The sequence below is a fragment of the Amycolatopsis sp. NBC_01307 genome, assembly GCF_035975215.1.
Lineage (GTDB): Bacteria > Actinomycetota > Actinomycetes > Mycobacteriales > Pseudonocardiaceae > Amycolatopsis.
In genome coordinates this window covers 8,866,415-8,889,398 of the sequence record NZ_CP108403.1, presented here as the reverse complement: position 1 = coordinate 8,889,398, position 22,984 = coordinate 8,866,415, and the positions used below count along the sequence as shown (strand labels likewise).

Sequence of the window (22,984 nt, the reverse complement as noted above, 5' to 3'; positions counted from 1 at the left end):
CCGTGGCGTGCCCTCACCTGCTTCGACCAGGCGTTGATGGGACTCGGCGACCGGCAGGCCCGTGCATTTGTCGCGAAGATCGATCTCCGTCTCGCCGCCTGCGACGACCACCGAGGCACCCGGGTCGCCGAATCGTTGCTCTGCCTCAGATCCGGTAAGGCCGAGTCGCCACAGGAGGATGGCTCGTGATCCGGGCCCGCAAGGACGTGTTCACGGCCCCGGACAGACTTCTACAGAAGATCGAGGACGCGTTTCGAAGACGGCTTCGCTCAGTGCCTGACCGGAACCGCCAACACGGTGAGGTGGGCTACTTGGTGAGCCGGCTTCCCTTGCTGTCGTAGGCGATCAGCGGTGTCAGCGAAGCCGAGTCCGGGACCGCGACCGGGTCGAACCAGAAGATGACCACGTTCGGGTCCTTGCTCCACTTCGCCACGTTCGCCTGGATCGTCTTGCCGTGGACCGTCGTGGTGATGCTCGCGGCCGCGCCGGCGAAGTAGCCGAAGACCGGGATGGTCTGGTCCTGCAGGACCTCGCCGCCGTCGGTGGCGTGGAAGCCGAACGAGCGGTCGGAGCCGCGGAACTCGTTGGTGGCCAGGACCGGCTCCAGGTTCCCGCCGTCGCGGAATCCGGCGACCAGTCCGAAGTGGATGTCCGGCAGGATCTGCGGCTCGTCGACCGCCTTGGCGAAGATCACGATCTCCCCGGCCGCGGTGCGGATACCGGTGCCGACGACCTCGCCGAGCGGCTCGGCCGGGGGCGGCCCGGCGGTCGTCGGCGGCGGGACCGACGACGTCGGCGCGGGCGGGGCCGGCGGCTGCGCGACCGGCGCGGGCGCGGGCTGCCGCAGCTGGACGGCGAACACGACCACCAGCACGACGACGGCTGCGGCGGCGAGCCCGCCGGTGGTCGTCAGCACGCGGCGGCGACGCCGCAGGCGCGTGCCGTCGGCCATGATCCGGCTCAGGTCCGGCTCGGCGAAGGGCTCGGACGACGGCCGCCGGAGGGCGGCGCGGAAGTCGTCGAGGTCGTTCATCGCCCGCTCCCTCCGATCAGCGTGTCTTCGGTGCCCGCTTCGATCCGCAGCTTGGCCAGCGCCCGCGAATTCGTGCTCTTCACGGTACCCAGCGAAACGCCCAGTTCGCGCGCCACGTCGGCTTCGGGCAGGTCGAAGAAGTGCCGCAGCACGACGACGGCGCGCTCGCGGGCGGTCAGCGTCTTGAGCACCGCCGTGAGCCATTCCCGCTGGGTGACGGCCTGGTCGACGTCGACGCGGTCCGGCCGCTCGGGCATCTCCTCGGTGGCGTACTCGCGGATCGGGCGCCGCCAGCCGTCGATGACGTGGTTCATCAGGACGGTCCGGGCGTAGCCGTAGGCGTCCTTGTGGCGGACCCGCGACCACGCCGCGTACGTGCGGGTGAAGGCCGTCTGGGCGGCGTCTTCGGCCTGGTGCCGATCGCCCGTGAGCAGGAACGCGGCGTGCGTGAGGCGAGCCGAGGACGCGCGCACGAAGTCCGCGAACTCGTCGTCACCGCGCGCCATGCGTCACCCCTCTCGCCCCCCCAGCGACGGCCGGGCCCCGGAAAGGTTGCGCGGGCGCGTCTCAACCTTTCCGACCCTACGCCCGTAGTCACCGGCGGACGATCTTGCCGATCCGGGAGGAACCCGTGAAGAACCGCCTCGTCATCGCCGGTACCGTGGTCGCCGCTTGCGGCGCGCTGGTGGTTCCCGGCCTCCTGACCAGCGCGAACGCCGAGACGCCGCCGGCCGCTCCGGTGGCCGCCGCACCGGCCGCGCCCGCCGCGCCGGTTTCGCCGCCGCCGACCCGGGACGCCGCACCCGAGCACGAGGTGCTGGGCGACGTCATCGGCACGGGCCGCCGGGACAGCTCCGGCGAGCTGGTCTTCTACGGCGCCAAACTGCAGGAGCCGCAGTTGCCGAACACGACGTTCGGCATCATGGGCGGCATCCGCGACGCCGCGGGCGGCCTGCAGGACGTCATCGTCGCCAACGAGTTCGCGGGCAGCGACAAGGCCCCGGGCTTCCACGCGGTGACCGGCGGCGCGAACCTGGACGGCCACGACGTGCCGAGCTTCGGCTACTACGCCGGCCCGGCCGCGAAGATCACCGCCGCCGGCAACGTGGTCGCGCACCAGGCGAAGTGGAGCGCCGACCCGAACGTGGTGGTGTTCTGGTTCGACTCGGCCGCCGACCCGGGCCGCCTGCGCGCCTACGACGCCGCGGGCAACAACCTGCCGGCGGGCCACACCGGCGCCGGCCACGGCTGAAACGTTGCGTAACCGATATCCTGCGCTCGGTGACCGAGCGCTAGATTATCGTCCGTGCGCTTCGTAGGGGGAATCTTCGCCGCCGCATGCATGCTGACCTGCGTCACAGCGTGCACGGACGGCTCCACGACGGCGGCGCCGGCGACCACGCCGGCGCCGCTGTCATCCACTTCGGTGAGCAAGCCGAAGACCACGGCTCCGACCTTCACGCCGGCGGCCTCACCGGCCAAGCTGAGCGCGGCGTGCCCGTTCCTCGGCTCGGACGAGCTCATCAAGGCGATCGGCCACTCCGTCAGCGGCGGCGCGAAGGAGACTGAGCCGCTTCAGACGAAGGTCGGCACGGCGCTCGTGTGCGAATACGGCGGCGGCCAGACCGCTTCCTTGTTCGTCGGCCCGGACACCTCGGTGGCCCGGTTCGTCGCGGGGGTGAAGTCGGGGTGCAAGAACCCGGTGACGCTGCCGGGCACCGGTGAAGCCGCGCTGCACTGCGAGTCGACGGGTCAGGACGGCGGCACCGAACTGGCGGTCGCGAAGCACAGCCAGGGTGAGCTGCGGACCGCCGAGCTGAACCTCTACGTCTCGGTCGGCGAGGACACCTACGCCACCCTCGGAAAGCTCCTGGCGGACCGGCTCTAGGGGCGCTGGGCTCGCCGGGTGGTGAGTGCGTTCAGGTCGATGGTCAACGCGTGGCCGCCGAAGTCGAGCTCGGCGATGCCGGACTGTTCACCGAAGTTCTCGTAGTCCTCGTCGACCAGCCGGTAGGTGATCATGCTGATCGGCGGGTCGAGGTCGACGATCCAGTAGTGCTCGATCCCAGCTTCCGCGTACTCGGAGAACTTCGTGACCTGGTCGGTCCGCCTGGTGCCCTCGGACAGCACCTCGATCACCAGCTGCACATCAGCGACATCGAGCCGAGCCGGGTTCGTCGCCACCAGGGCGGCCGGGGCCACCAGCACATCGGGCACCCGGACGGTCAGCGGTGCCTCGGCGATGACTGCTTCGACTTCGCTCAGCGCACAGTACTCATCGGGGAGCTGCTCATTGATCAAGTAGCCCAGCCGGTTGACGGCTCGCTGGTGGAGGAACAATGGACGCGGCGACACGACAAGAACGCCTTCGACCGCTTCGACCTGGTGCTCCGGGGTTTCCGGCAGATCGATCCAGTCTTCAAGGGACAAGAGGTGGTGAGGCCACTCCATGACACTCATCGCCTTCTCCTCGCCGCAGTCACTGGACGTCATTTCGCACGTCAGCCTGCCGGAAAGCTACTGCTCCGAGTAGTCGCCCGATGGGGCTCCCCAGCCCGAAGTGTTCTGCCCGTGTGACTCCGCGATCTCGCGGCGGCGGGCGTTGTCCGCCCGGACACGGTCCACTTCGGACTGGATGTACTCCTCGTCGTAGCGCTGGAAGACCCGGGCCGGGTTGCCCGCGACCAGCGTGCGCGGCGGGACGTCCTTGGCCACCACCGAGTTCGGCTGGACCGTGGCGAAGTCGCCGATCGTCACGCCCGCCATGATGACCACCAGGCCGCCGATGAAACAGCCCTTGCCGATCTTCACCGGCTTGCGCTCGATCAGGTCGCTGCCCGAATGGTTCTGCAGCGTCATGTTGGCGAGCCAGCTGGAGTGCGTGAAGATCAGCGTGTTCAGCCCGATGCTGGTGTGCTCGCCGATCTCCAGGCCGCCGCTCGCGTCGAGCGCCGCGCCTTCGCCGACCCAGCAGTGGTCGCCCATCTTGAGGTTCTCGGGGCTGATGATCTTGACGCGCTCGCGGACGCGGCACGTCGAGGGCAGCCCGTAGAACTGCGCCCGCTCGGCGTCGTTCATGTACTGCGAGACGAGCTCGGTCAGGATCTGCGGGCGCAGCCGGTGGCTGCGCTCGTCATCGAAGAACATGGGCGTCCGACACCAGTTTCTCGAAGGTCCGCAGGTGCTCCTCGGCGACGACGTCGAGGCCGAAGTTCGACCGCACCATCTCGCTCGCCCGCTGCGCGATCTGCGCGCGCCGCTCGGGGTCGTCGAGCAGCTCGATCACCGTCGAGGCCACGGCTTCGGCGTCGTCCGGGCGCACCAGCAGGACGTTCTCGCCGTTGCGCAGCTCGATGCCCGGGTAGTTGTCCTCGGTGACCGACGCGATCGTCGCGGTGCCGGACAGCATCGCCTCCAGCGACGCCGTGCCGCAGCCGCCGTTGAGGTCGTGCGTCACGATGTCCGCCGCCGCGAAGTACGCCGGGACGTCCTCCTTCGGCACCGCGCCGGTGACGACCAGCGCCTCGGAGACGCCCAGTTCGGCGGCCCGCTTCAGGAACGCGTCGTGGTAGACGCGGCCGACGACGACCACCCGCACGCCAGGATGTTTGTCCAAAATGGACGGCAGGGCCTCGATGAGCGGCAGCCGGTTGCGCAGCGGGATGACGTGCCCGAGCGAGACGATCAGCGGCGCGTCGCCGATTTCGTGCTCCGCGCGGACGTCCTTCGTCACCGGCTTCGCGAAGTGGCCGGTGTCGACCGCGATCGGGAAGTACTCGGAGTTCGCGTCGCTGGTGCCGTAGCGCTCGACGCAGTAGTCGACGCCGAGCTTGTCGAGGATGACGTACCGCGGCCGGATGTAGCGCAGGATCGGCCGCACGAGCACCGCGTCGAGCACCCGGAACACGCCGCCGTACAGCTTGTTGTCGCTGATCAGCAGGGTGTGGATGGTCAGCAGCGCCGGGATGTGCCGCCGCCGCGCGTAGATCCCGGCCAGCCACGACAGGTCGAAGAACTGGCCGTGCAGGTGGATCGCGTCCGGCTTGAACTCGTCGAGCAGCTTCCACAGCCGCCGCCAGTTGCCCGGCCGCACCGACGCGAAGCTCATGTCGAAGTCGATCGACAGGCCGACCTGCGGCATCTTCGTCGACGGGAGGCGCACCACGCGGTAGCCGTCGCGCTCCTCCTCGGCCGGCGCGTCGGCGTAGGCGGCCGTGATCGCCAGGACCTGGTGGCCCTCCTCGACGAACTGCGCCGCGAGCGAGGCCGACATGTGCGCGCTCCCGCCCACCCGGGGCGGGAAGAAGTTGTTGACCACCGCGATGCGCATCGCACGTCCTCGGGCAGGGCCCGCGGCGGCACTCACTCGGAGTCCTTGACCAGCTGTCGCATGCCTTCTTCGACAGTGATCCGCGGCTCCCAGCCGAGCACGTCGCGGGCGCGGGTGATGTCGGCGGCGCGCCGCGAAACCAGCACGTCACGCTCGTTGAACAGCGGCTCGACGTCGACGCCGACGGCCTCGATCAGGATCTTGGCCAGCGCCGCGATCGAGGTGTCGATGCCGGTGCCGATGTTGATCGGCAGGTTCGCCTGCTCGGACTCCAGCGCGGCGACGACGGCCCGCGCCAGGTCGGTGACGTGCACGAAGTCCATCGACTGGTCGCCGCGGCCGTCGATGATCGGCGGCTGGCCGGCGCGCAGGCGCTGGATGAAGTGGTTGATCACCGAGGTGTAGTACGCCTCGATCTTCTGGCCGGGGCCGTACACGTTGAAGAAGCGCAACGCGTTCCAGGACAGGCCCTTCTGGCGCTCGTAGAAGCCGAGCATGTCCTCGCCGGCGCGCTTCGAGATGCAGTACGGCGTGAGCGGCTTGAGCTCGTCGTCCTCGTGCATCGGCAGCCGCTTCGGCTCGCCGTAGACCGACGCCGTCGACGCGAACACCAGGCGCTCGACGCCTTCGTCGGCGGCCGCGGCGAACACGTTGTGGTTGCCGGTCATGTTGATGTCGAACGACTCGTGCGGGTCGGCGATCGACTTGTTGATCGAGACCGTGGCGAAGTGGATGACGTGCGTGCAGCCGCGCATGGCCTCGCGCACCGCGCCGCCGTAGCGGACGTCCTTCTCTACCAGCTCGACCTTGCCGGTGGCGACGAACTCGTTGACGCGGGCGCGGTCGCCGCGGGTCATGTTGTCGAAGATGCGGACGGTGTAGCCGCCCTCGATGAGCAAGGGGATTACGTGTGCGGCGATGAAACCACCGGCCCCCGTGAACAGGACCTTCTTGTCGGACACCAAATTCTCCTCGGTCGGTGGCTTCAGGACAGGGACTGCACGGCGGCGCGCACGACCTCGCCGACGCGGGCCACTTCGGCGTCCGTCAGGTTGGCGTGCATGGGGATGGCGAGCTGACGCGCGAACGCGTCGGCCGACACGGGCAGCGGGGTCTGGGGGCCGTAGATCGGCTGGAGGTGGGAAGCGTAGGTGCCGAAGTTGCACTGGACGCCCTGCTCGCGGATGCGCAGGGCCAGCCGGTCGCGGCTGATCTCCGGCGCGACCGTGAGCAGGTAGGCCTGCCACGGGTGCTCGCGGTCGGGCAGCTCGACGGGGACGGTCAGCGCCCCTGTGCTCGCCACGTCATCAAAGGCCTCGTGGTAGCGCTTCGCCACCGAGCGGCGGGCGGCGAGGAGGTCGGGCAGGCGGTCGAGCTGGACGTTCATGATCGCGGCCTGGACGTCCGACATGCGGAAGTTGTAGCCGAGCTCGTGGAACTCCGGGATCGGCAGCGTGGTGGAGCCTTCGCGGCTGATCGCCGGTTCGATGCCGTACGTGTGGAGCTTGCGGGCGTGCGCGATGAGGTCTTCGCGGTCGGAGACCAGCGCGCCGCCTTCGCCCGCGGTGATGCCCTTGCGGCCGTGGAAGGAGAACGCGGCCAGGTCGGCGAGGCTGCCGGCCGGGCGCGTCTTGTACGTCGCGCCGGCGGCGCACGCGGCGTCCTCGAACAGCCAGAGGCCGTGCTTGTCGGCGATCGCGCGGTACTCGTCGAAGTCGCCCGGCTGGCCCGCGACGTCGACGGCGAGGATGCCGACCGTGCGCGGGGTGATCAGGGTTTCGATGTGCGCCGGGTCGGCGCTGAAGACGTCCGGGCGGATGTCGGCGAAGACCGGCTTCGCGCCGGCCTGGACGACGGCGTGGCCGGTCGCCGGGAAGGTGTAGTCGCCGACGATCACCTCGTCGCCCGGCTGGACGCCGAGCACCTTGAGACCGAGGAACAGCGCCGACCCGCAGTTCGCGGTGGTCAGCGCGTGCGCGGTGCCGGTGACCTGCGCGAACCGTTCCTCGAACCGGCGGCACGCGGGACCGGCCCCGGCCAGCCAGCCGGAGCGGAAGACTTCGGCGACGGCGGCGAGCTCTTCCTCGCCGACGGTCGGCTGACCTAGGGCAATGCTGTCGGGCGACATACCTCTCCCATTGCGTGGGGACCCGGCGAAGTGTATATACGTACGCTCAGCTGATTCACAGGCCCACGCCGAACCCCTCTTTCGAGTGACCCCCACCACGAGCCTGACCACGTCCTACGCTGGGCGCATGCGATTCGGGGTCCTGGGGGCCGTCACCGCGTGGCACCCGGACGGCGCACCAGCGGCGGTGGGCGGTCCGCGCTCGCGCGCGCTGCTGGCCCTGCTCGCCCTCGAAGCCGGGCGCTTCGTCCCGGCCGAGCGGCTGATCGACGGGATGTACGGCGAGGAGCCGCCGGACGGCGCGGCGAACGCCCTCCAGTCCCAGGTGTCACGGCTGCGGACGGCGTTGAAGGACCTGGCGCCGGTCGAGTTCACCGCCGCGGGCTACCGCTTGGTCGTCGAACCGGACGAAGTGGACGTCCACCGCTTCGAGCGGCTCGCACGCGAAGGCCGCGCGCTGCTGAAGGCCGGCTCGCCCGCCGCGGACGTCCTGGGCGAGGCCCTGGCGCTGTGGCGCGGACCCGCGTTCAGCGACCTGGCGGACGCGCCGTTCGCCGCCGCCCAGGCCGCCCGGCTCGACGAGCTGCGGGCCGAGGCGGCCGACGACCACGTCGAGGCCCGGCTGGCTCTGGGCCAAGCCGAAGACGTCCTCGCCGGCCTGCGCGAGACCGTCGCCGAGCGGCCCCTGCGGGAACGGCCGCGCGCGCAGCTCGTCCGGGCGCTGCACGCCGCGGGCCGGTCCGCCGACGCGCTGGCCGCGTTCGAGGACGCCCGCCGCACCCTGGCCGACGAGCTGGGCGCCGACCCCGGCGCGGAGCTCGCCGAAGCGCACCTCGCGGTGCTTCGCGGCGAAACCGAGAAGCCGGCGATCTCGGCGCTGCCCGCGCAGCTGACCAGCTTCGTCGGCCGTGACGACGAGCTGCGGCAGGTCTCGGAGCTGCTGGCGCGCGCCCGGCTCGTGACGCTCACCGGGCCCGGCGGCACCGGCAAGACACGCCTGGCCGTCGAGGTCGCGGCGACCGAGACGGGCCCGGTCGCCTTCGCCGAGCTGGCGCCGCACGGGCCCGCGGACGTCGTCGGCGCGGTGCTGACCGCGCTGGGCCTGCGGGACACCCCGCTGCGGCAACGCGAAGCTCAGGACCCAGCCGACCGGCTGATCGCGGCGCTGCGCGACCGCACGACGCTGCTGGTGCTCGACAACTGCGAGCACGTCGTCGACGTCGCGGCCCGGCTGGCCGGGCGGCTGCTCAGCGCGTGCCCCGGCCTGCGGGTGCTGGCCACCAGCCGCGAGCCGCTCGGCATCACCGGCGAGCAGCTGGCGCCGGTGCCGCGCCTGGCCGTGCCGCCGCCCGGGACGTCCGCCGCGCGAGCGGGCGAGTTCGCGGCGATCCGGCTGTTCGCCGACCGCGCGGCCGCGAGCGATCCCGCGTTCGCCGTCGACGAGTCGACGATCGGCGACGTCCAGCACATCTGCGCGGCGCTCGACGGCCTGCCGCTGGCCCTGGAGCTGGCCGCGGCCCGCGTCCGGCTGCTGCCGGCCGGCGAGATCGCGGCCCGGCTCGACGACCGGTTCCGGCTGCTCGCGCGCGGCAGCCGCACGGCCGAGCAGCGGCACCGGTCGCTGCGCGGCGTCGTCGAATGGAGCTGGGACCTGCTCGACGACGAGGAGCGGGAACTCGCGCGGCGGCTGACGGTGTTCCCCGGTGGCGCGACCGTCGCCGCGGCCGCCGAGGTGTGCGGCGCGGACGTCGACCTGCTGCCGGAGCTGGCCGACAAGTCGCTGGTCGAGGCCGTCGGCGGGCGGTTCCGGATGCTGGAGACGATCCGCGCGTTCTGCGCGGAGAAGCTCGACGAAGCGGGCGAGACGGACGCCCTGCACCGCGCGCACGCCGAGTACTTCCTGCGGTTCGCCGAGGAAGCCGACCCGATGCTGCGGACGGCGGCGCAGCTGGAGTGGCTGGCGCGCATCGACGCCGACTACGACAACATCCTCGCGGCCCTGCGCTGGGCGGCCGAGGCGGACGTCGTGATCGCGTTGCGCATGGTCACGCCGCTGGCGATGTACTGGTGGATGCGCGGCCGGCGGTTCGAGGGCGCGGTGGTGTCGCTGGAGGTCGTCAAGCGCTGCGGGCCGGAGGTGCGGGCGGAGTACCTCGAGGAGTTCCTGCTCTGCCTGCTCACCGCGCTGGCCGGCATGCCGAACGAGGAGGCGCTCGCGCCGCACGTGTCGATGGCGCAGCGGTACGCCCGGGACTCGATGTGGATGCCGCGGCACCCGATGCTGATCATGGTGCTGGCGGTGGTGGTCGGACCGCCCGCCGACGACGCGGAGCTGTACGGGCGCGGCGAGGCGATGCTGGCGCACGGCGACGCGTGGAGCTGGGCGCTGGTGCCGACCGGGCTCGGCCTGCGGTCGATGATGACCGGCGACCTCCGCCAGGCCGAGGAGGGCCTGCGCGAAGGCGCCGTGCAGTTCCGGGCGCTGGGCGAGCGGTGGGGCCTGTCGATGGCGCTGGACCACCTTTCCCAGCTGCTGAGCTGGCGGGGCGAGCACGCCGAGGCGCTGGTGAAGATGGACGAGTCGCTGGCCCTGATGCACGAACTGGGTGCGACGGACGACGTCGCGGACCTGATCACGCGCCGCGCCTGGACCCGGGTGCTGCAGGGCGACCACGACGGCGCGCGGGCGGACTACGAGCTGGCCGCGTCGACCGCCCGCCGCTCGGGCATGCCGGAGTCCCGGGCGGCGGCCTACGTCGGCCTGGCCGACCTGTCCCGCCTGGCCGGCGACCTGACCACGGCACGCGCCTTCTGCGAACGCGCGCTGGCGGAGTGCGAAGGCGGGTCGTTCGCGGCGGAGACGGCCCACGCGCGCGCGTTGATCTCGCTGGGCTGGCTGGCGCTGACGGAAGGCCGGGTCTCCGACGCGGCCGAGTCGCACCGGAAGGCGCTGCTGCTGGGCCGGCACTGGCACGCGGGCGACGTCGTGGCGTTCGCGCTGGAGGGCCTGGCCGGTGCGGCGACCCACCCGGACCAGGCGGCGGTGCTGCTGGGCGCCGCGGCGGCGGTCCGCGGCACGGCGATCAGCGGCGACCCGGACGCCTCGGCCGTCCGGGCCCGGGTGCGGGAGTCGTTGGGAGCGGCCGGTTTCGAGCGGGCCTACGGCACCGGGCTGGGGATGAGCGCGCAGAAGGCGCTCACGACGGCCGGGCTGGCGGACTGACCAGCGGGACCGCGTACCGGTCCCCCGACTTCACCATCGCCAGCAACGGCTTCGTCAGCACGCTCAGCACCCGCGCGGCCCACTGGCGGCCGTTGCGCCGGGCGATGTCCGGGCCGAACCGGTCCATCAACGCCACCAGCCCCGGCAACGTCCGCACGAACAACGTCACCTCTTCGATCAACCCGGCGGAGTTCAGCCGCAGCAACGCGGCCTCTTCGATCGGCTCGCCGCCGATGCGTGCGGTGTAGACGACCACGCGGGTCCGGTCGTCACCGACGTCCGTGTGGAAGCGGATCTCCGTCAGGTGGGTGTACGCCACCTCGATCAGCGCTCGCAGCTCCGCGTGCCCGGTGAAACGCACCCGCGAAGTCAGCGGTGAGTGCAGCACCGCGTCCGGGGCGAACGCCGTCATCGCCAAGTCGGCATCGCCGGTTTCCGCCGCGAGCCGGTACGTCTCGGTGCTCATCGCTCCCCCTTGGTCAGCGTGGCCAGGCCGCGCCACAGCAGGTCCACCGTCAGCGCCACGACCTCGTCGCGCGGGACTTCGCGGTGGCGCCACCACCACGTCGCCACCGCGTTCAGCGCGCTCTTGCTCGCGTCCGCCAGGACCTCGTCGGCCAGCTCGCGCGGGATGCGGGCGGTCAGGTCGAGGCTCGGGATGCCGCGGAACAACGCCGTCAGGTTGGCCGTCGCCCGGTCCTGGCCCGCCCGGTGCGTCGCCGCGACCGCCGGGTCCGACGGCGGCTCCGCGAAGATCATCCGCCAGCCGCGCTCGTGGGTTTCGATCCACGCGAAGATCGCCGACACGCGGCTGCGCAGCAACACTTCCGGGTCATCCGAGAGCGGCAGCTCGGCCCAGCCGGCCAGCAGATCGTCCACTTCGGACTCCAGCAGGGCCGCGTACAACTGGGCCTTCGCCGGGAAGTGGTCGTAGAGCACCGGCGTGCTGATTCCGGCCGCTGCCGCGACTTCGCGCATGCCGGCCGCGGCGTAGCCGGCCGAGGCGAACACCTCGGCGGCCGCGGCGACGATCAGCTCGCGCCGCGCTTCCCGGGTCAACCGCTTACCTGACATCGGTTAGGTACATTACCTGACGGACGTTAGGTAACGCCAGGGGGCGGCGCGTACGAGGGACTCGCGTAGCCTGGTCGATCGTGCGCAACGTGGTGGTCGTCGGGGGCGGGATCGTCGGTCTGGCTGTGGCCTGGGAGCTGACCAGGCGCGGGCTGGACGTCACCGTGCTGGAGAAGGAGCCGCGGTGGGCAGCGCACCAGACCGGGCACAACTCGAACGTCGTCCACGCCGGGCTCTACTACAAGCCCGGCTCCTTCAAGGCGCGGATGTCCGTCGCCGGCAACCGGTCCATCATGGACTTCGCGCGGCAGTACGGCGTGCCGGTCGAGGTGTGCGGGAAGCTCGTCGTCGCCACCGACGAGAAAGAGATCCCCGCGCTCGACACACTCGCCGAGCGGGCCGAGGCCAACGGCGTCCCGGCCAAGAAGATCTCGCCCGCCGAAGCGCGGGAGTACGAGCCCGAGGTGTCCTGCGTCGCCGCGCTGCGCGTCGAGTCGACCGGGATCATCGACTTCCCCGCGGTCTGCGCGGCGCTCGTGCGGCTGCTCGACGAAGCCGGCGTCGACCTCCGGCTGAACAGCCCCGCGATGGCCATCCGGGCCGGCGCGAACGGCGGCGTCGAGGTCGCGACCGGGTCCGACGTCATCGTCGCGGACGGGCTCGTCAACTGCGCCGGCCTGCACTCCGACCGCGTCGCGCGGCTGGCCGGGCTGACGCCGTCGGCGAAGATCGTGCCGTTCCGCGGTGAGTACTACGAGCTCAAGCCCGAACGCCGCGGCCTGGTCAAGGGCCTGATCTACCCGGTGCCGGACCCGACGCTGCCGTTCCTCGGCGTGCACCTGACCCGGATGCTCGACGGCAGCGTGCACGCCGGCCCCAACGCCGTGCTCGCGCTGCGCCGCGAGGGCTACCGCTGGGCCGACTTCTCCGCCAAGGACGTCGCCGAGGTCGCGGCCTTCCCCGGCGTCTGGCGGCTCGCGAAGAAGTACGCGTTGCCGACCGGGCTCGACGAGGTGCGGCGCTCGTTCTCGAAGAAGCGCTTCGCCGCCAGCCTCGCCCGGCTCGTCCCGGCCGTCACCGAGGACGACATCGTCCGCCACGGCTCGGGCGTCCGCGCGCAGGCGATGCGCCGCGACGGCTCGCTCGTCGACGACTTCCTCATCGAGACCGCGCGCGACCAGGTGCACGTCCTGAACGCGCCGTCGCCGGCCGCGACGAGCGCGCTGGAGATCGCGCGCCACATCGCGGACCAGGTCTCGGCCTGAGGTTCAGCCCGGCAGGTTCGCCGTCACCAGCGGCAGGCCCTGCTTGACGACGTCGCACGTCTTGGTGTCGTCGCCGATGAACCCGCTGACCACCTGCACCGACGACGTGTCCGTGATCGGCAGGGTCGCGCCGCAGGTCGCGCGCAGGCCGCCCATGTTCGGGAAGACGCCCCACTTCTTGCCGCCGACGTCGACGGTCTCGGTCGGCTGGACGTCCTGCGTGCCCGGCCATTCGGCCACCGGGGTGCTGGGGCCGACCCAGACCTCGAACGCCTTCTGGCCGTCGTCGCCGTCGGTGTCGTCCCACAGGCAGTAGGACGAGTTCGGCACCACGGTCGAGACGGTCTTCTCGCCGCTCGGCGAGATGTTCTTCAGCTGCGCCAGCTGTTCCGGCTTCATCAGCGTGCACGGGTCGACCGACAGCAGCGGTCCGCCCGGCTCGGGCTTCGCCGACGTCGACGGCGTGATCGAGGGCGCGTCCTGGCCGCCCGGCAGGTGCGAAGCGACCTGGGGGATCGCCGGTTTCGCCAGCGCGCAGGACTTGGCCAGGTCCGTGCCGGAGACGCTGACGTAGGCGAACGACTTCTCGCCCAGCACGGTGTAGAGCGAGCAGTCGCCGGCCAGGATCGACGCGTACTGCGTCCAGCTGAAGCCGCCGATCCGCTCCGGCGAGGACTTCGGGACGGCGCCGGCGAGGTACTCGTCGATGCTGATGTCCACCGCCATGCCGACGTTCAGCACCGACGACATCTCGGCGTCGTCCTTCGAGTTCCAGAGGCACATGGCCGCTTGGTTCCGCGATTTGTCGCTCGGCACCGACCGGCCCGCACCCTGGTAGCCGAGGGCGTCGACCTGCTCCGGGGTCAGCAGCGAACAAGCGTCGACGACCTTGGTCACCGGCCCCTGGCCCGGCACCGGCGACGCCGACCCGCCGACCGTCACCGTGCAGCCGGTCACCACGACCGCGGCCGCGATGGCCGCCACGGCCTGCCACTTCATGCGCATGCGTCCTCCCGTTCGGCCCGGACCTTACTGGGCCGAACGGGTGCGCACCTGGCATAACCCCAAATCAGCGGGGCGTGAGGACTTCCTTGCCGCCGACGAACGGGCGCAGCGCCTCGGGCACGCGCACGGAGCCGTCTTCCTGCTGGTGGTTCTCGACGATCGCGACGATCCAGCGGGTGGTGGCCAGCGTGCCGTTGAGCGTCGCGGCGATCAGCGGCTTGCCGTTCTCGCCGCGGTAGCGGACCGAGAGGCGGCGGGCCTGGAACGTCGTGCAGTTGGACGTCGAGGTCAGCTCGCGGTAGGCCTCCTGGCTCGGGACCCACGCCTCGCAGTCGAACTTGCGGTGCGCGGACGTGCCGAGGTCGCCGGTGGCGGTGTCGATGACCCGGTAGGGCACCTCGATCTTCGCCAGCATCTGCTCTTCCCAGTCCAGCAGCCGCGCGTGCTCGGCCTCGGCGTCCGCCGGCTTGGTGTAGACGAACATCTCGACCTTGTCGAACTGGTGCACGCGGATGATGCCGCGAGTGTCCTTGCCGTACGAGCCGGCCTCGCGGCGGTAGCAGGACGACCAGCCCGCGTAGCGCTTCGCGTCGTCGTTCAGGTCGAGGATCTCGTCGGCGTGGAAGCCGGCGAGCGGCACCTCCGACGTGCCGACGAGGTACAGGTCGTCGTCCTGGAGGTGGTAGATCTCGCTCGAGTGCTGACCGAGGAAGCCGGTGCCGGCCATGATCTCCGGGCGCACCAGCGACGGCGTGATCATCGGCGTGAAGCCGTTTTCGAGCGCCTGCGCGATGGCCATGTTGAGCAGGCCGAGCTGCAGCTGCGCGCCGACGCCGGTGAGGAAGTAGAACCGCGAGCCCGACACCTTCGCGCCACGCTCCATGTCGACGCCGCCGAGCGCTTCGAGCAGCTCGAGGTGGTCGCGCGGGGTGAAGCCGAGCTTCGTGGGCTCACCGACGTGCTTGACGACGGCGAAGTCGTCCTCGCCGCCGATCGGCGCGTCCGGGTGCACCAGGTTCGGCACGGTGCGGAAGAGCTGGTCGAACTCCTCCGACGACGTGTTCTGCTCCGCCTCGGCCGCCTTCACCTGGGCGGCGAGCTCCTTGGCCGTGGCCAGCAGCTGCTGCTTCTCCTCCGGCGGCGCCTTCGGGATCTGCTTGCCCAGGATCTTCTGCTCGTTGCGCAGCTTGTCCGCGGCCGCGATCGAAGAGCGGCGCCGGGAGTCGAGGGAGAGCAGCTTGTCGACCACTCCTTCGTCCTCGCCACGGGCGCGCTGCGACGCGCGCACGGCTTCCGGGTCATCGCGCAGAGTCCTGGGGTCAATCACGAAGACAGAGAGTAGTCCGTACAGACTGTGCGCCCGTCAGCGGTTGTCCCGACAGTCTGATCGTTGAAGCTCGGTTCGCGGGCTCCCCATACTCCAAGGAGACCCCGAGGAGGCGCCCCGATGACCGACGAGCTGCTCGCCCGCCACCGCGCTGTGATGCCGTCCTGGATGTCGCTGCTCTACGAGGAGCCGATCGAGATCGTGCACGCGCACGACCGGCGGATGACCGACTCGCAGGGCCGCACCTACCTCGACTTCTTCGCCGGCGTGCTGACGAACTCGATGGGCTACGACGTCGCCGAGATCGGTGACGCGGTCCGCAAGCAGCTCGACACCGGCATCCTGCACACCTCGACGCTGTACCTGATCCGCTCGCAGGTCGAGCTGGCCGAGCGGATCGCTTCGCTGTCCGGCATCCCGGACGCCAAGGTCTTCTTCACGAACTCCGGCAGCGAAGCCAACGACACGGCGTTGATGCTGGCGACGCAGTTCCGGCGCAGCAACCAGGTGCTGGCGATGCGGAACTCCTACCACGGCCGGTCCTTCGGGACGGTCGCGATCACCGGCAACCGCGGCTGGTCGGCGTCGGCGCTGAGCCCGGTCAAGGTCAACTACGTCCACGGCGGCTACCGCTACCGCAGCCCCTTCCGCGACCTGTCCGACGCGGCCTACATCGACGCCTGCGTCGCCGACCTGGTCGACGTCCTCGACACGGCGACCGCGGGCGACGTCGCCTGCCTGATCGCCGAGCCGATCCAGGGCGTCGGCGGGTTCAGCCTCCCGCCGGACGGCCTGTTCCGCGCCATGAAGGAGGTCCTCGACTCCTACGGCGTGCTGTTCATCTCGGACGAGGTCCAGACGGGCTGGGGCCGCACGGGCGAGCACTTCTGGGGCATCGACGCGCACGGCGTGACGCCGGACATGATGACGTTCGCGAAGGGCCTGGGCAACGGCCTCGCGGTCGGCGGCGTGGTCGCCCGCGGCGACGTGCTGGACTGTTTCCAGGCCCAGTCGTTCTCGACGTTCGGCGGCAACCCGGTCTCGATGGCCGGCGCGACGGCGGTGCTGGACTACATCAAGGACCACGACCTGCAGGCGAACTGCGCGGCCCGAGGCCGTCAGCTGCTCTCGGGGTTGCGGGCGGCTTCGTCACCGCTGGTGGCGGAGGTCCGCGGCAAGGGCTTGATGATCGGCATCGAGCTGATCAAGCCGGGCACGACCGAGCCCTTCGTCGCCGCGGCGGCCCGGATGCTGGAGGAGACGAAGAAGCGCGGCCTGCTGATCGGCAAGGGCGGCCTGCACGGAAACGTCCTGCGGCTCGGCCCGCCGATGACGTTGACGGCGGAGGAAGCCCAGGAGGGCCTGGACATCCTGGTGGACGCCTTGGCAGCCACCCAGACAGCGCTCGCCTGACCTGAGCAGCCCCCGATTCCAGCCTAGCGAGCACCCCCGACAACCCGGGGTCGGGAAAAGCCGTGAAGGCCTCCTTACCGGCTCTTATGGCCGGTAAGGAGGCCTTCACGGCTTTCGGGCGAGCGGAACTGTCGGCCCGTCCCGGTAGCGTGGAAATCGGGGGCTGCTCAGCTCCGGATGAAGCGCACCACGTGCTCGGCCAGCTCCTCGCCCGCGTCTTCCTGCAGGAAATGGCCCGCCCCGGCGATCACCGGGTGCGTCAGCCCCTGCGCGCCCTTCAACGACGCCTGCAGCACCGGGGCCAAGCCGCCCGTGATCGGGTCGCCGTCGGAGAAGGCCACCAGGAACGGGAGCTGCAGTTCGGTCAGGACCTCCCACGCGGCGCGGTTCGCCGCGGATGCCGGGTTGTCCGGGCGGAACGGGACCAGGCCCGGCATCGCCCGGGGCGCGGCCTTGTACATCTCGTTCGGGAACGGCGCGTCGTACGCCGCGCGCACCTCGTTCGACAGGGACGACTTGCAGCCGGACTGGACGAAGCGCGAGACGTCCAGCACCTGGGCCTTCTCGACGGCTTCGCGGAACGCGTGCCACACCGGCGGCATGTCGTGGTCGCCGGTCGGGAGGCCCGTGTTGGACGCCACGACGCGCGCGAACCGTGACGGGTGCTCGGCGACCAGGCGGAGGCCGATCAGGCCGCCCCAGTCCTGGCCGACGAGGGTGACGTCGTGCAGGTCGAGGGCGTCGAAGGCGAACCCGCGCATCCACTCGACGTGCCGGGCGTAGGTGTGGTCGACCATGTCGCCGGGCTTGTCGGACCGGCCGAAACCGACCAGGTCCGGCGCGATGGCGCGCAGCCCGGCGGCCGCCAGCACCGGCAGCATCTTGCGGTAGAGGTACGACCAGCTGGGCTCGCCGTGCAGCAGCAGCACCGGCGGGCCGTCCGCGGGGCCGGCCTCGACGTAACCCACTCTTATGACGCCGCCGTGCGGGTCGTCGAGCTCGACGTACCGCGGCTCGAAGGGGAAGTCGGGCAGGTCCGTGAACCGGTCGTCCGGTGTCCTCAGCAGGCGCACGAACTCCACGCTAGTGGGAACAAGAGAGCCGGGCCACGGACGTGGCCCGGCTCACCTGGATGCGCGAAAGGTCAGGAGATGCCGACCGCCACCACGAGACCAAGCCCGATGTGCGCGGCCGCGACGACGATGCTGACCGGGGCGAACTTCTCGCTCTCGATGGTCGACGCCACGTCGATGCGGGTCGCCCACTCCAGCAGCCGGACGGCGATCACCTGGACGGCGATCCCGAGCAGGCCGTAGACCAGCGAGGTGATGAGGCCCTCGGTGAGGTCGCTCGCCGAGTTGAAGATCGCCACGACGACGATGAACGCCATCGAGAGCAACCCGGACGCGGTCACGATCACCGCGTTCGGCAGGCCCTGCGTGACCAGCTTCGACAGCTTGCCGGGCGTGGTCCAGTCGATGGCGTAGAAGCCGGCGAACATCAGCAGCAGGCCGATGACGCCGTAGAGCAGGATCGCGCCGATCCCCCGCACGAGGTCGGAGCCGAACGTGTCGGACAGCGCAAGGGTCGTGTTCACGAGTTGTCTCCCAGAGAAAAGAGCTGATCAGCAGCGGTGTTGTATCACGACTCGGGGATGCGATGTGGGACGAATGCGGCACCGTCGTCGGTGACCAGGCCGCCGGTCTCCCGGATGCCCAGCCCCGCGGAGCTGTCGCCGACGATCCACGCGCCGAGCGCCGGCCGGTAGCCGTCGAACTCGGGCAGCGGGTCGAACGCCTGGTAGACGAAGCCTTCGGCGCCGTAGACGCCGTCGGTCTGGGTCTCGTAGCCGGGGGCGACGATCTGGACGTTCGCGCCCTCGCGGCCCAGTTTCGGCTTGCGCACGTACTCGGTGAGCAGGCCGGGGTCGTCGGCGAACGCGGGCAGCAGGTTCGGGTGGCCCGGGTAGTTCTCCCACAGGATCGCCAGCAGCGTCTTGTTGGAGAGGATCATCTTCCAGAGCGGCTCGACCCACAGCGTCCGCGGCAGCGACTCGACGGCGTTGCGGCCGAACTCCTCGTCGACCAGCCACTCCCACGGGTACAGCTTCAGCACGGTCGCCATCTGCTGCTCTTCGAGGTCGACGAACCGCTTGAGCACCGGGTCCCAGCCGACCTCTTCGATCGCCAGGCCCACGGTGTCGAGGCCGGCCTCGGCCGCCGTCTCCTGCAGGTACGCCGTGGTGACGTTGTCCTCGCCGCTCGGGTCGGCAGCCGACCAGGTGAAGTGCAGCTCGTTCGACGGCAGCTTCTCCTGCAGCGACGACCACCGCTCGACGAGCTTCTCGTGGATCGAGTTCCACTGGTCGTCGTCCGGGAAGACGTCGGTCTTCCAGTGCCACTGCAGCAGCGACGCCTCCAGCAGCGTGGTCGGCGTGTCCGCGTTGTACTCGAGCAGCTTCGCGGGCGAGCGGCCGTCGTAGCGCAGGTCGAACCGGCCGTAGACGTGCGGGTCCTGCCGCTTCCACGACTCGGCGATGTGCGGCCAGACCCACTCCGGGATGCCGAACCGCTGGTAGCCCTCGGTCGTCACGACGTTGTCGACGGCTTCCAGGCACATCGAGTGCAGCAGTTCGACGTCGGCTTCGAGCGAGAGCACCTCGTCCATCTCGAAGACGTAGTGCACGGACTCGTCCCAGTACGGCCGCACGCGGCCGCTGCTGTCACGGGCCGGCGTGCCGTAGACGAGCCCCTGCTCCTCGACGATCCGCTGCCAGTCGCGCCGCGGCTCACGCCGGTCCCGGTACACCTAGGATCCCCCGCTCTTGCCGCTGCCGCCGGTCCCGCCGGTGCTGCCGCTCTTGCCGCTGATGCCGAAGCCGCCGCGCTGGACGGACTTGCCCGACTTGGTGTTGACGTTGGTGCGCGACGACGGCGCGTCGAAGGAACCGCCGGACACGCGCTGCCCGATGGTGCCGGAGCCGCCGTAGTTGTAGCGGTAGCTGTTGTAACCGCCCCCGCCGATCGGCAGGAACAGGAAGCCACCGCTGGAGTACCCGCCGTGACTGGTCACGTAGTTCTCGTCGCAGTTGTCGTCGCCCTGGACGATGCCGTTCGAGTCGGTGCAGACGGCGGTGACGTCACCGGCCGGCTTCGCGACCGAGTAGAACGTCGCGACCAGGCCGACGAGCCCGACCGTGACGCCGCTGCCGATGAGGATCTTGCGCCGGGTGGCCGCCTTGGCGTCCGCCTGACGGGCCAGTTCCTCGTCGCGTTCTTCCTGGGCGACCGCCTGCTGGCGGGCCCGCTGTTCGGCGAGCGAAGGCTCGCGCCGTTGCGTGCTGGAGTCCTGGAACCTCATGGAACCGCGCTTCGGCGGCTCCGGGGGCGGCTGGTCCCCAGTGTTGTTGTCCTGCGTCATATACGCTCCGTAATCACCGGCCACCACGAAACCGTGACCACCCTAACCACCCGGATCGCGCACGTCGCGCGCGACGCGGGCATCATGGACTGCGATGTCTTCCAGCGCCGATCGGTTCCCTACCGCCACGCAGACGCTGCGCACCCGCGTCGTGATGGGCGGGATCTTCGCGGGCGCGCTCATCGCGCTCGCCCTCAGTGTCGTCTTCTCTTGGAGCGACGGCATCGCAGGCGGGGCCGGCGGTGGGGCCGGCAAGCTGTCGGCGGCCGCCGAAGAGGCCTTCCACTCGCCCCCTGGAAGCTGCCTGACCTGGGACAACCCGGATGCGAGCGACGCGCGCAAGGTCGTCTGCACCCAGCCACATCTGTTCGAAGTGACCACGCTCGTCGACATCGGCGCCCAGTTCCCGGAGGGCGCGCCGACCCCGACGCTGGACCAGTGGCAGCAGATCGCGCAGCAGAAGTGCACCGCCGACGTGAAGCCGTACCTCGGGCACAACCTCGATCCGTACGGAAAGCTCACGACGAACCTGCTGCGCCCGACGGCGTCGCAGTGGGACGACGGCGACCGCCAGCTGCGCTGCGGCCTGCAGTGGGCCGGCCCCGGCGGCAAGCTGCTGCCGACCACCAGCCCGGCGAAGGAGCAGGACCAGTCGCTGGTCTTCGAGCCCGGCGCCTGCCTCGGGCTGCTCGGCAAGGGCGTCGGCGACCCGGTCGAGTGCACGAAGCCGCACTCCTACGAGATCATCGCGACCCTCGACCTCAAGTCGAAGTTCAAGGACGGCTACCCGAAGCAGGACGACCAGAAGACCTGGCTCGACACCGAGTGCACCAAGTCGGCCGCGGACTACACCGGCGGCGCCGACCTCGACGCCAAGCACCTCATCCTGACCTGGGACCTGCGGGAGCAGGAGAGCTGGGACGCCGGCTCGAGCAAGGTCAACTGCAAGGTGGCGGCGAAGCTCCCCGACGGCAGCGGCCTGCAGGCCGTGACCGGCAGCATCAAGGCCGCGCCGGCGGGCACCGACGGCGGCCAGCCGGGTGACGGCCCGCCCGCCGACGGCCCGCCGTCCGACGGCGGTGGCGGCCCGGAGACGTCGAGCTCCGCGCCCCCGAGCTCGAGCGCGCCGCCGACCTCGAAGCAGAACGGCTGATGCCCGTCGAGATGAGCCGGGAGCGGTTCGAGGAGCTGGTCTCGGAGGCCCTGGACGAGGTACCCGCGGAGTTCGCGAAGGCGATGGACAACGTCGTCGTGCTGGTGGAGGAGTTCAACGACGAGGCGCCGGACATCCTCGGGCTCTACCACGGGATCGCGCTGACCGAGCGGACGTCGTCGTACGGCGGGGTGCTGCCCGACCGGATCTCGATCTACCGGCAGCCGATCCTGTCGATGTGCGAGGACGAGGACGAGGTCGTCGAGGAAGTCCTCATCACGGTCGTGCACGAACTGGGTCACCACTTCGGCATCGACGACGCCCGGCTCCACGAGCTCGGCTGGGGCTGACCCGCACCGCCTCGCCGGATGACGAATCGGCCTCAGCCGGGGCGCTTCCGCACCAGGATCCGCGAATGTGAGCTGGAATGTCTCATCACCCAGGTGGTGGGAGGCTGATATGCGCACCGTGGACCCCGGGACCGGCACCGACGCCGGTCCCGACTACGAAGAGATTTCGGCCGAACCCGGCGAGGTCGCGGCCCCCGCGCCGCCGTCGCGCCGGTTGCTGGTGCTCTGCGCCGTGGCCGGGTTCGTGCTGGGTGGCGGCGTGCTCGGCCTGCTCTGGGGGCTGTCCGGGGTGCACGCCGGGGCGCTGGACGACGCCCTCGCGGCGTGCCAGGCACTCGACCGCGTCGGCGACCTGCCCGACACGAGCCGTGACACCCAGCCGGCGCTGACGCCCGGGCTCACGCCCGAACGACTCCACCGGGTCACCGCCGCCCGCGAGCTCTCGGCGGCGGCCGCCCAGGTCAACGAGAACTACCAGCCGCTGGCCGACCACATCGACGGGGTCAGCCGGATGGTGCTGAGCCTGCACTTCAACGACATCTCCGGCCAGCGGCACCTGGTACAGGCGCGGGAGATCTGCGCCCGCATCTAGCGGCTCAGGACGGGTGGACCGTCTTCACCGCGAGCTGGTTGCCCGGGATCTTCGTGCTGGCGCAGCCGGTGCCCGGGGCCGGCACGAAGTTCGACGCCGTCTCCTGCGGCAGGTAGATCCGCAGGCCCTTGACCTCGGTCGGCTGGCAGGTGGCGGAGTCGAAGTTCCGCACGTTGACGAACTGGATGTCGGCCGCCGCGCTCTGGCCAGGGTTCAGCTTGACCGCGTTGCCCTTGGTGCCCTCGCGGAAGGCGTCCTTGCCGACCTGGTGCCCGTCGGTCCCGCCCACGTAGGAGACCCCGGGGAAGCCCTGGATCTCGCACGGCTTGCCGCTGGCGTTCGTGATGACCAGCGACCGGTACAGCGAGCCGGCGCCGGCGTCACCCTGGCCGAGCGCGAGCTTGACGTCCCCGGACTTGCAGAGGCCGTTGTCCACCGGCGCGGCGGTCGGCGACGTGGCCGGCGCCGGGTTGCTGGTGCTCGGCGTCGCCGTGGGGGCCGTCGAGGAGGTGGCGGACTCGGACGTCGAGGGGGTCGAGCTGCTCGCCGCCGGCGTCGTCCCGCCACCGCCGCAGGCGGAAAGCGCGAGGACGCCCGCCGACGCCGCGACGACCGGGAACAACCGTGAAAGCCTCGTGCGAACCATGTCACTCGCCTCCCTGGTACTGGGT

General features: G+C 70.8%; 24 protein-coding genes. 8 read left to right on the top strand and 16 right to left on the bottom strand.

All coding sequences use genetic code 11. The annotated features are described in order from the left end of the window. Window positions 1–307 precede the first annotated feature (307 nt). Together OG439_RS39475 and OG439_RS39470 are read right to left on the bottom strand one after the other, a co-directional pair. Complete coding sequence (locus OG439_RS39475) at window positions 308–1,033, bottom strand: hypothetical protein (protein WP_326945594.1); 726 nt, start codon at window positions 1,031–1,033, stop codon at window positions 308–310. After that, window positions 1,030–1,539, bottom strand: a complete 510-nt coding sequence (locus OG439_RS39470) for a SigE family RNA polymerase sigma factor (protein WP_326945593.1) — start codon at window positions 1,537–1,539, stop codon at window positions 1,030–1,032. The genes OG439_RS39475 and OG439_RS39470 overlap by 4 nt, the downstream gene beginning before the upstream one ends. Before the next feature lie 125 nt (window positions 1,540–1,664). Between OG439_RS39470 and OG439_RS39465 the strand changes: the two genes are divergently transcribed. Continuing rightward, window positions 1,665–2,285 carry a hypothetical protein gene (locus OG439_RS39465; RefSeq protein ID WP_326945592.1) on the top strand — a complete coding sequence of 207 codons (621 nt, stop codon included), beginning with the start codon at window positions 1,665–1,667 and terminating at the stop codon, window positions 2,283–2,285. Window positions 2,286–2,339: 54 nt separating this feature from the next. After that, on the top strand, window positions 2,340–2,921 hold the full coding sequence (locus OG439_RS39460; protein WP_326945591.1) for a hypothetical protein: 582 nt from the start codon (window positions 2,340–2,342) through the stop codon (window positions 2,919–2,921). Here the strand turns inward: OG439_RS39460 and OG439_RS39455 are convergent. The 5 genes from OG439_RS39455 to OG439_RS39435 are packed head-to-tail and all read right to left on the bottom strand — an operon-like array spanning window position 2,918 to window position 7,491. Then, the gene (locus tag OG439_RS39455) at window positions 2,918–3,493 is read right to left on the bottom strand and encodes a Uma2 family endonuclease (RefSeq protein ID WP_326945590.1); all 576 of its coding nucleotides are present in this window, start codon (window positions 3,491–3,493) and stop codon (window positions 2,918–2,920) included. The two genes, OG439_RS39460 and OG439_RS39455, sit on opposite strands and share 4 nt — an antisense overlap. A 57-nt stretch (window positions 3,494–3,550) precedes the next feature. Beyond that, window positions 3,551–4,180 carry an acyltransferase gene (locus tag OG439_RS39450; RefSeq protein WP_247059897.1) on the bottom strand — a complete coding sequence of 210 codons (630 nt, stop codon included), beginning with the start codon at window positions 4,178–4,180 and terminating at the stop codon, window positions 3,551–3,553. Further along, on the bottom strand, window positions 4,167–5,363 hold the full coding sequence (locus OG439_RS39445; RefSeq protein ID WP_326945589.1) for a glycosyltransferase family 4 protein: 1,197 nt from the start codon (window positions 5,361–5,363) through the stop codon (window positions 4,167–4,169). Before OG439_RS39445 ends, OG439_RS39450 begins: the two co-directional genes overlap by 14 nt. Before the next feature lie 32 nt (window positions 5,364–5,395). After that, the gene (locus OG439_RS39440) at window positions 5,396–6,325 is read right to left on the bottom strand and encodes an NAD-dependent epimerase/dehydratase family protein (protein WP_326945588.1); all 930 of its coding nucleotides are present in this window, start codon (window positions 6,323–6,325) and stop codon (window positions 5,396–5,398) included. Between the two features lie 23 nt (window positions 6,326–6,348). Next, complete coding sequence (locus OG439_RS39435; protein ID WP_326945587.1) at window positions 6,349–7,491, bottom strand: DegT/DnrJ/EryC1/StrS family aminotransferase; 1,143 nt, start codon at window positions 7,489–7,491, stop codon at window positions 6,349–6,351. A gap of 127 nt (window positions 7,492–7,618) precedes the next feature. Here OG439_RS39435 and OG439_RS39430 point away from each other — a divergent pair, with 127 nt between their 5' ends. Next, window positions 7,619–10,714 (top strand): BTAD domain-containing putative transcriptional regulator, encoded by a 3,096-nt coding sequence (locus tag OG439_RS39430; RefSeq protein WP_326945586.1) that lies wholly within the window; start codon window positions 7,619–7,621, stop codon window positions 10,712–10,714. Here the strand turns inward: OG439_RS39430 and OG439_RS39425 are convergent. Both OG439_RS39425 and OG439_RS39420 read right to left on the bottom strand, forming a co-directional pair. Then, window positions 10,689–11,180: a nuclear transport factor 2 family protein gene (locus OG439_RS39425; RefSeq protein WP_326945585.1), complete on the bottom strand. Its 492-nt coding sequence runs from the start codon at window positions 11,178–11,180 to the stop codon at window positions 10,689–10,691. The genes OG439_RS39430 and OG439_RS39425 overlap by 26 nt on opposite strands. Then, a complete protein-coding gene (locus OG439_RS39420; RefSeq protein ID WP_326945584.1) occupies window positions 11,177–11,773 on the bottom strand; it encodes a TetR/AcrR family transcriptional regulator in 597 nt (198 codons plus the stop codon). The genes OG439_RS39425 and OG439_RS39420 overlap by 4 nt, the downstream gene beginning before the upstream one ends. A 95-nt stretch (window positions 11,774–11,868) precedes the next feature. Between OG439_RS39420 and lhgO the strand changes: the two genes are divergently transcribed. Continuing rightward, window positions 11,869–13,053 carry an L-2-hydroxyglutarate oxidase gene (lhgO, locus tag OG439_RS39415; protein ID WP_326945583.1) on the top strand — a complete coding sequence of 395 codons (1,185 nt, stop codon included), beginning with the start codon at window positions 11,869–11,871 and terminating at the stop codon, window positions 13,051–13,053. Between the two features lie 3 nt (window positions 13,054–13,056). Here lhgO and OG439_RS39410 read toward each other — a convergent pair whose 3' ends face one another. Both OG439_RS39410 and serS read right to left on the bottom strand, forming a co-directional pair. Then, on the bottom strand, window positions 13,057–14,058 hold the full coding sequence (locus OG439_RS39410; protein ID WP_326945582.1) for a DUF3558 family protein: 1,002 nt from the start codon (window positions 14,056–14,058) through the stop codon (window positions 13,057–13,059). Window positions 14,059–14,122: 64 nt separating this feature from the next. Then, the gene (gene serS / locus OG439_RS39405; protein WP_326945581.1) at window positions 14,123–15,385 is read right to left on the bottom strand and encodes a serine--tRNA ligase; all 1,263 of its coding nucleotides are present in this window, start codon (window positions 15,383–15,385) and stop codon (window positions 14,123–14,125) included. 120 nt (window positions 15,386–15,505) lie between these two features. Here serS and OG439_RS39400 point away from each other — a divergent pair, with 120 nt between their 5' ends. Next, the gene (locus tag OG439_RS39400) at window positions 15,506–16,798 is read left to right on the top strand and encodes an aspartate aminotransferase family protein (protein WP_326945580.1); all 1,293 of its coding nucleotides are present in this window, start codon (window positions 15,506–15,508) and stop codon (window positions 16,796–16,798) included. Between the two features lie 167 nt (window positions 16,799–16,965). Here the strand turns inward: OG439_RS39400 and OG439_RS39395 are convergent, their stop codons facing one another. From OG439_RS39395 to OG439_RS39380, 4 genes are all read right to left on the bottom strand, one after another. Then, window positions 16,966–17,871 (bottom strand): haloalkane dehalogenase, encoded by a 906-nt coding sequence (locus tag OG439_RS39395; RefSeq protein WP_326945579.1) that lies wholly within the window; start codon window positions 17,869–17,871, stop codon window positions 16,966–16,968. A gap of 71 nt (window positions 17,872–17,942) precedes the next feature. Continuing rightward, window positions 17,943–18,395 carry a DUF350 domain-containing protein gene (locus tag OG439_RS39390; protein ID WP_247059881.1) on the bottom strand — a complete coding sequence of 151 codons (453 nt, stop codon included), beginning with the start codon at window positions 18,393–18,395 and terminating at the stop codon, window positions 17,943–17,945. A 44-nt stretch (window positions 18,396–18,439) separates the two neighbouring features. After that, a complete protein-coding gene (locus OG439_RS39385) occupies window positions 18,440–19,606 on the bottom strand; it encodes a glutathionylspermidine synthase family protein (RefSeq protein ID WP_326945578.1) in 1,167 nt (388 codons plus the stop codon). Beyond that, a complete protein-coding gene (locus OG439_RS39380) occupies window positions 19,607–20,158 on the bottom strand; it encodes a hypothetical protein (protein ID WP_326945576.1) in 552 nt (183 codons plus the stop codon). Window positions 20,159–20,312: 154 nt separating this feature from the next. On the opposite strand from OG439_RS39380, the gene OG439_RS39375 reads away from it, so the two are divergent. The 3 genes from OG439_RS39375 (at window position 20,313) to OG439_RS39365 (ending at window position 22,313) form a co-directional block, all read left to right on the top strand. Further along, complete coding sequence (locus OG439_RS39375) at window positions 20,313–21,371, top strand: septum formation family protein (RefSeq protein WP_247059878.1); 1,059 nt, start codon at window positions 20,313–20,315, stop codon at window positions 21,369–21,371. After that, window positions 21,371–21,721: a metallopeptidase family protein gene (locus OG439_RS39370; protein ID WP_155548455.1), complete on the top strand. Its 351-nt coding sequence runs from the start codon at window positions 21,371–21,373 to the stop codon at window positions 21,719–21,721. Before OG439_RS39375 ends, OG439_RS39370 begins: the two co-directional genes overlap by 1 nt. A gap of 109 nt (window positions 21,722–21,830) precedes the next feature. Beyond that, window positions 21,831–22,313: a hypothetical protein gene (locus tag OG439_RS39365; RefSeq protein ID WP_326945575.1), complete on the top strand. Its 483-nt coding sequence runs from the start codon at window positions 21,831–21,833 to the stop codon at window positions 22,311–22,313. A gap of 4 nt (window positions 22,314–22,317) precedes the next feature. On the opposite strand, the gene OG439_RS39360 is transcribed toward OG439_RS39365, so the two are convergent. Further along, window positions 22,318–22,959 carry a DUF4232 domain-containing protein gene (locus OG439_RS39360; protein ID WP_326945574.1) on the bottom strand — a complete coding sequence of 214 codons (642 nt, stop codon included), beginning with the start codon at window positions 22,957–22,959 and terminating at the stop codon, window positions 22,318–22,320. Between the last annotated feature and the right edge of the window lie 25 nt (window positions 22,960–22,984).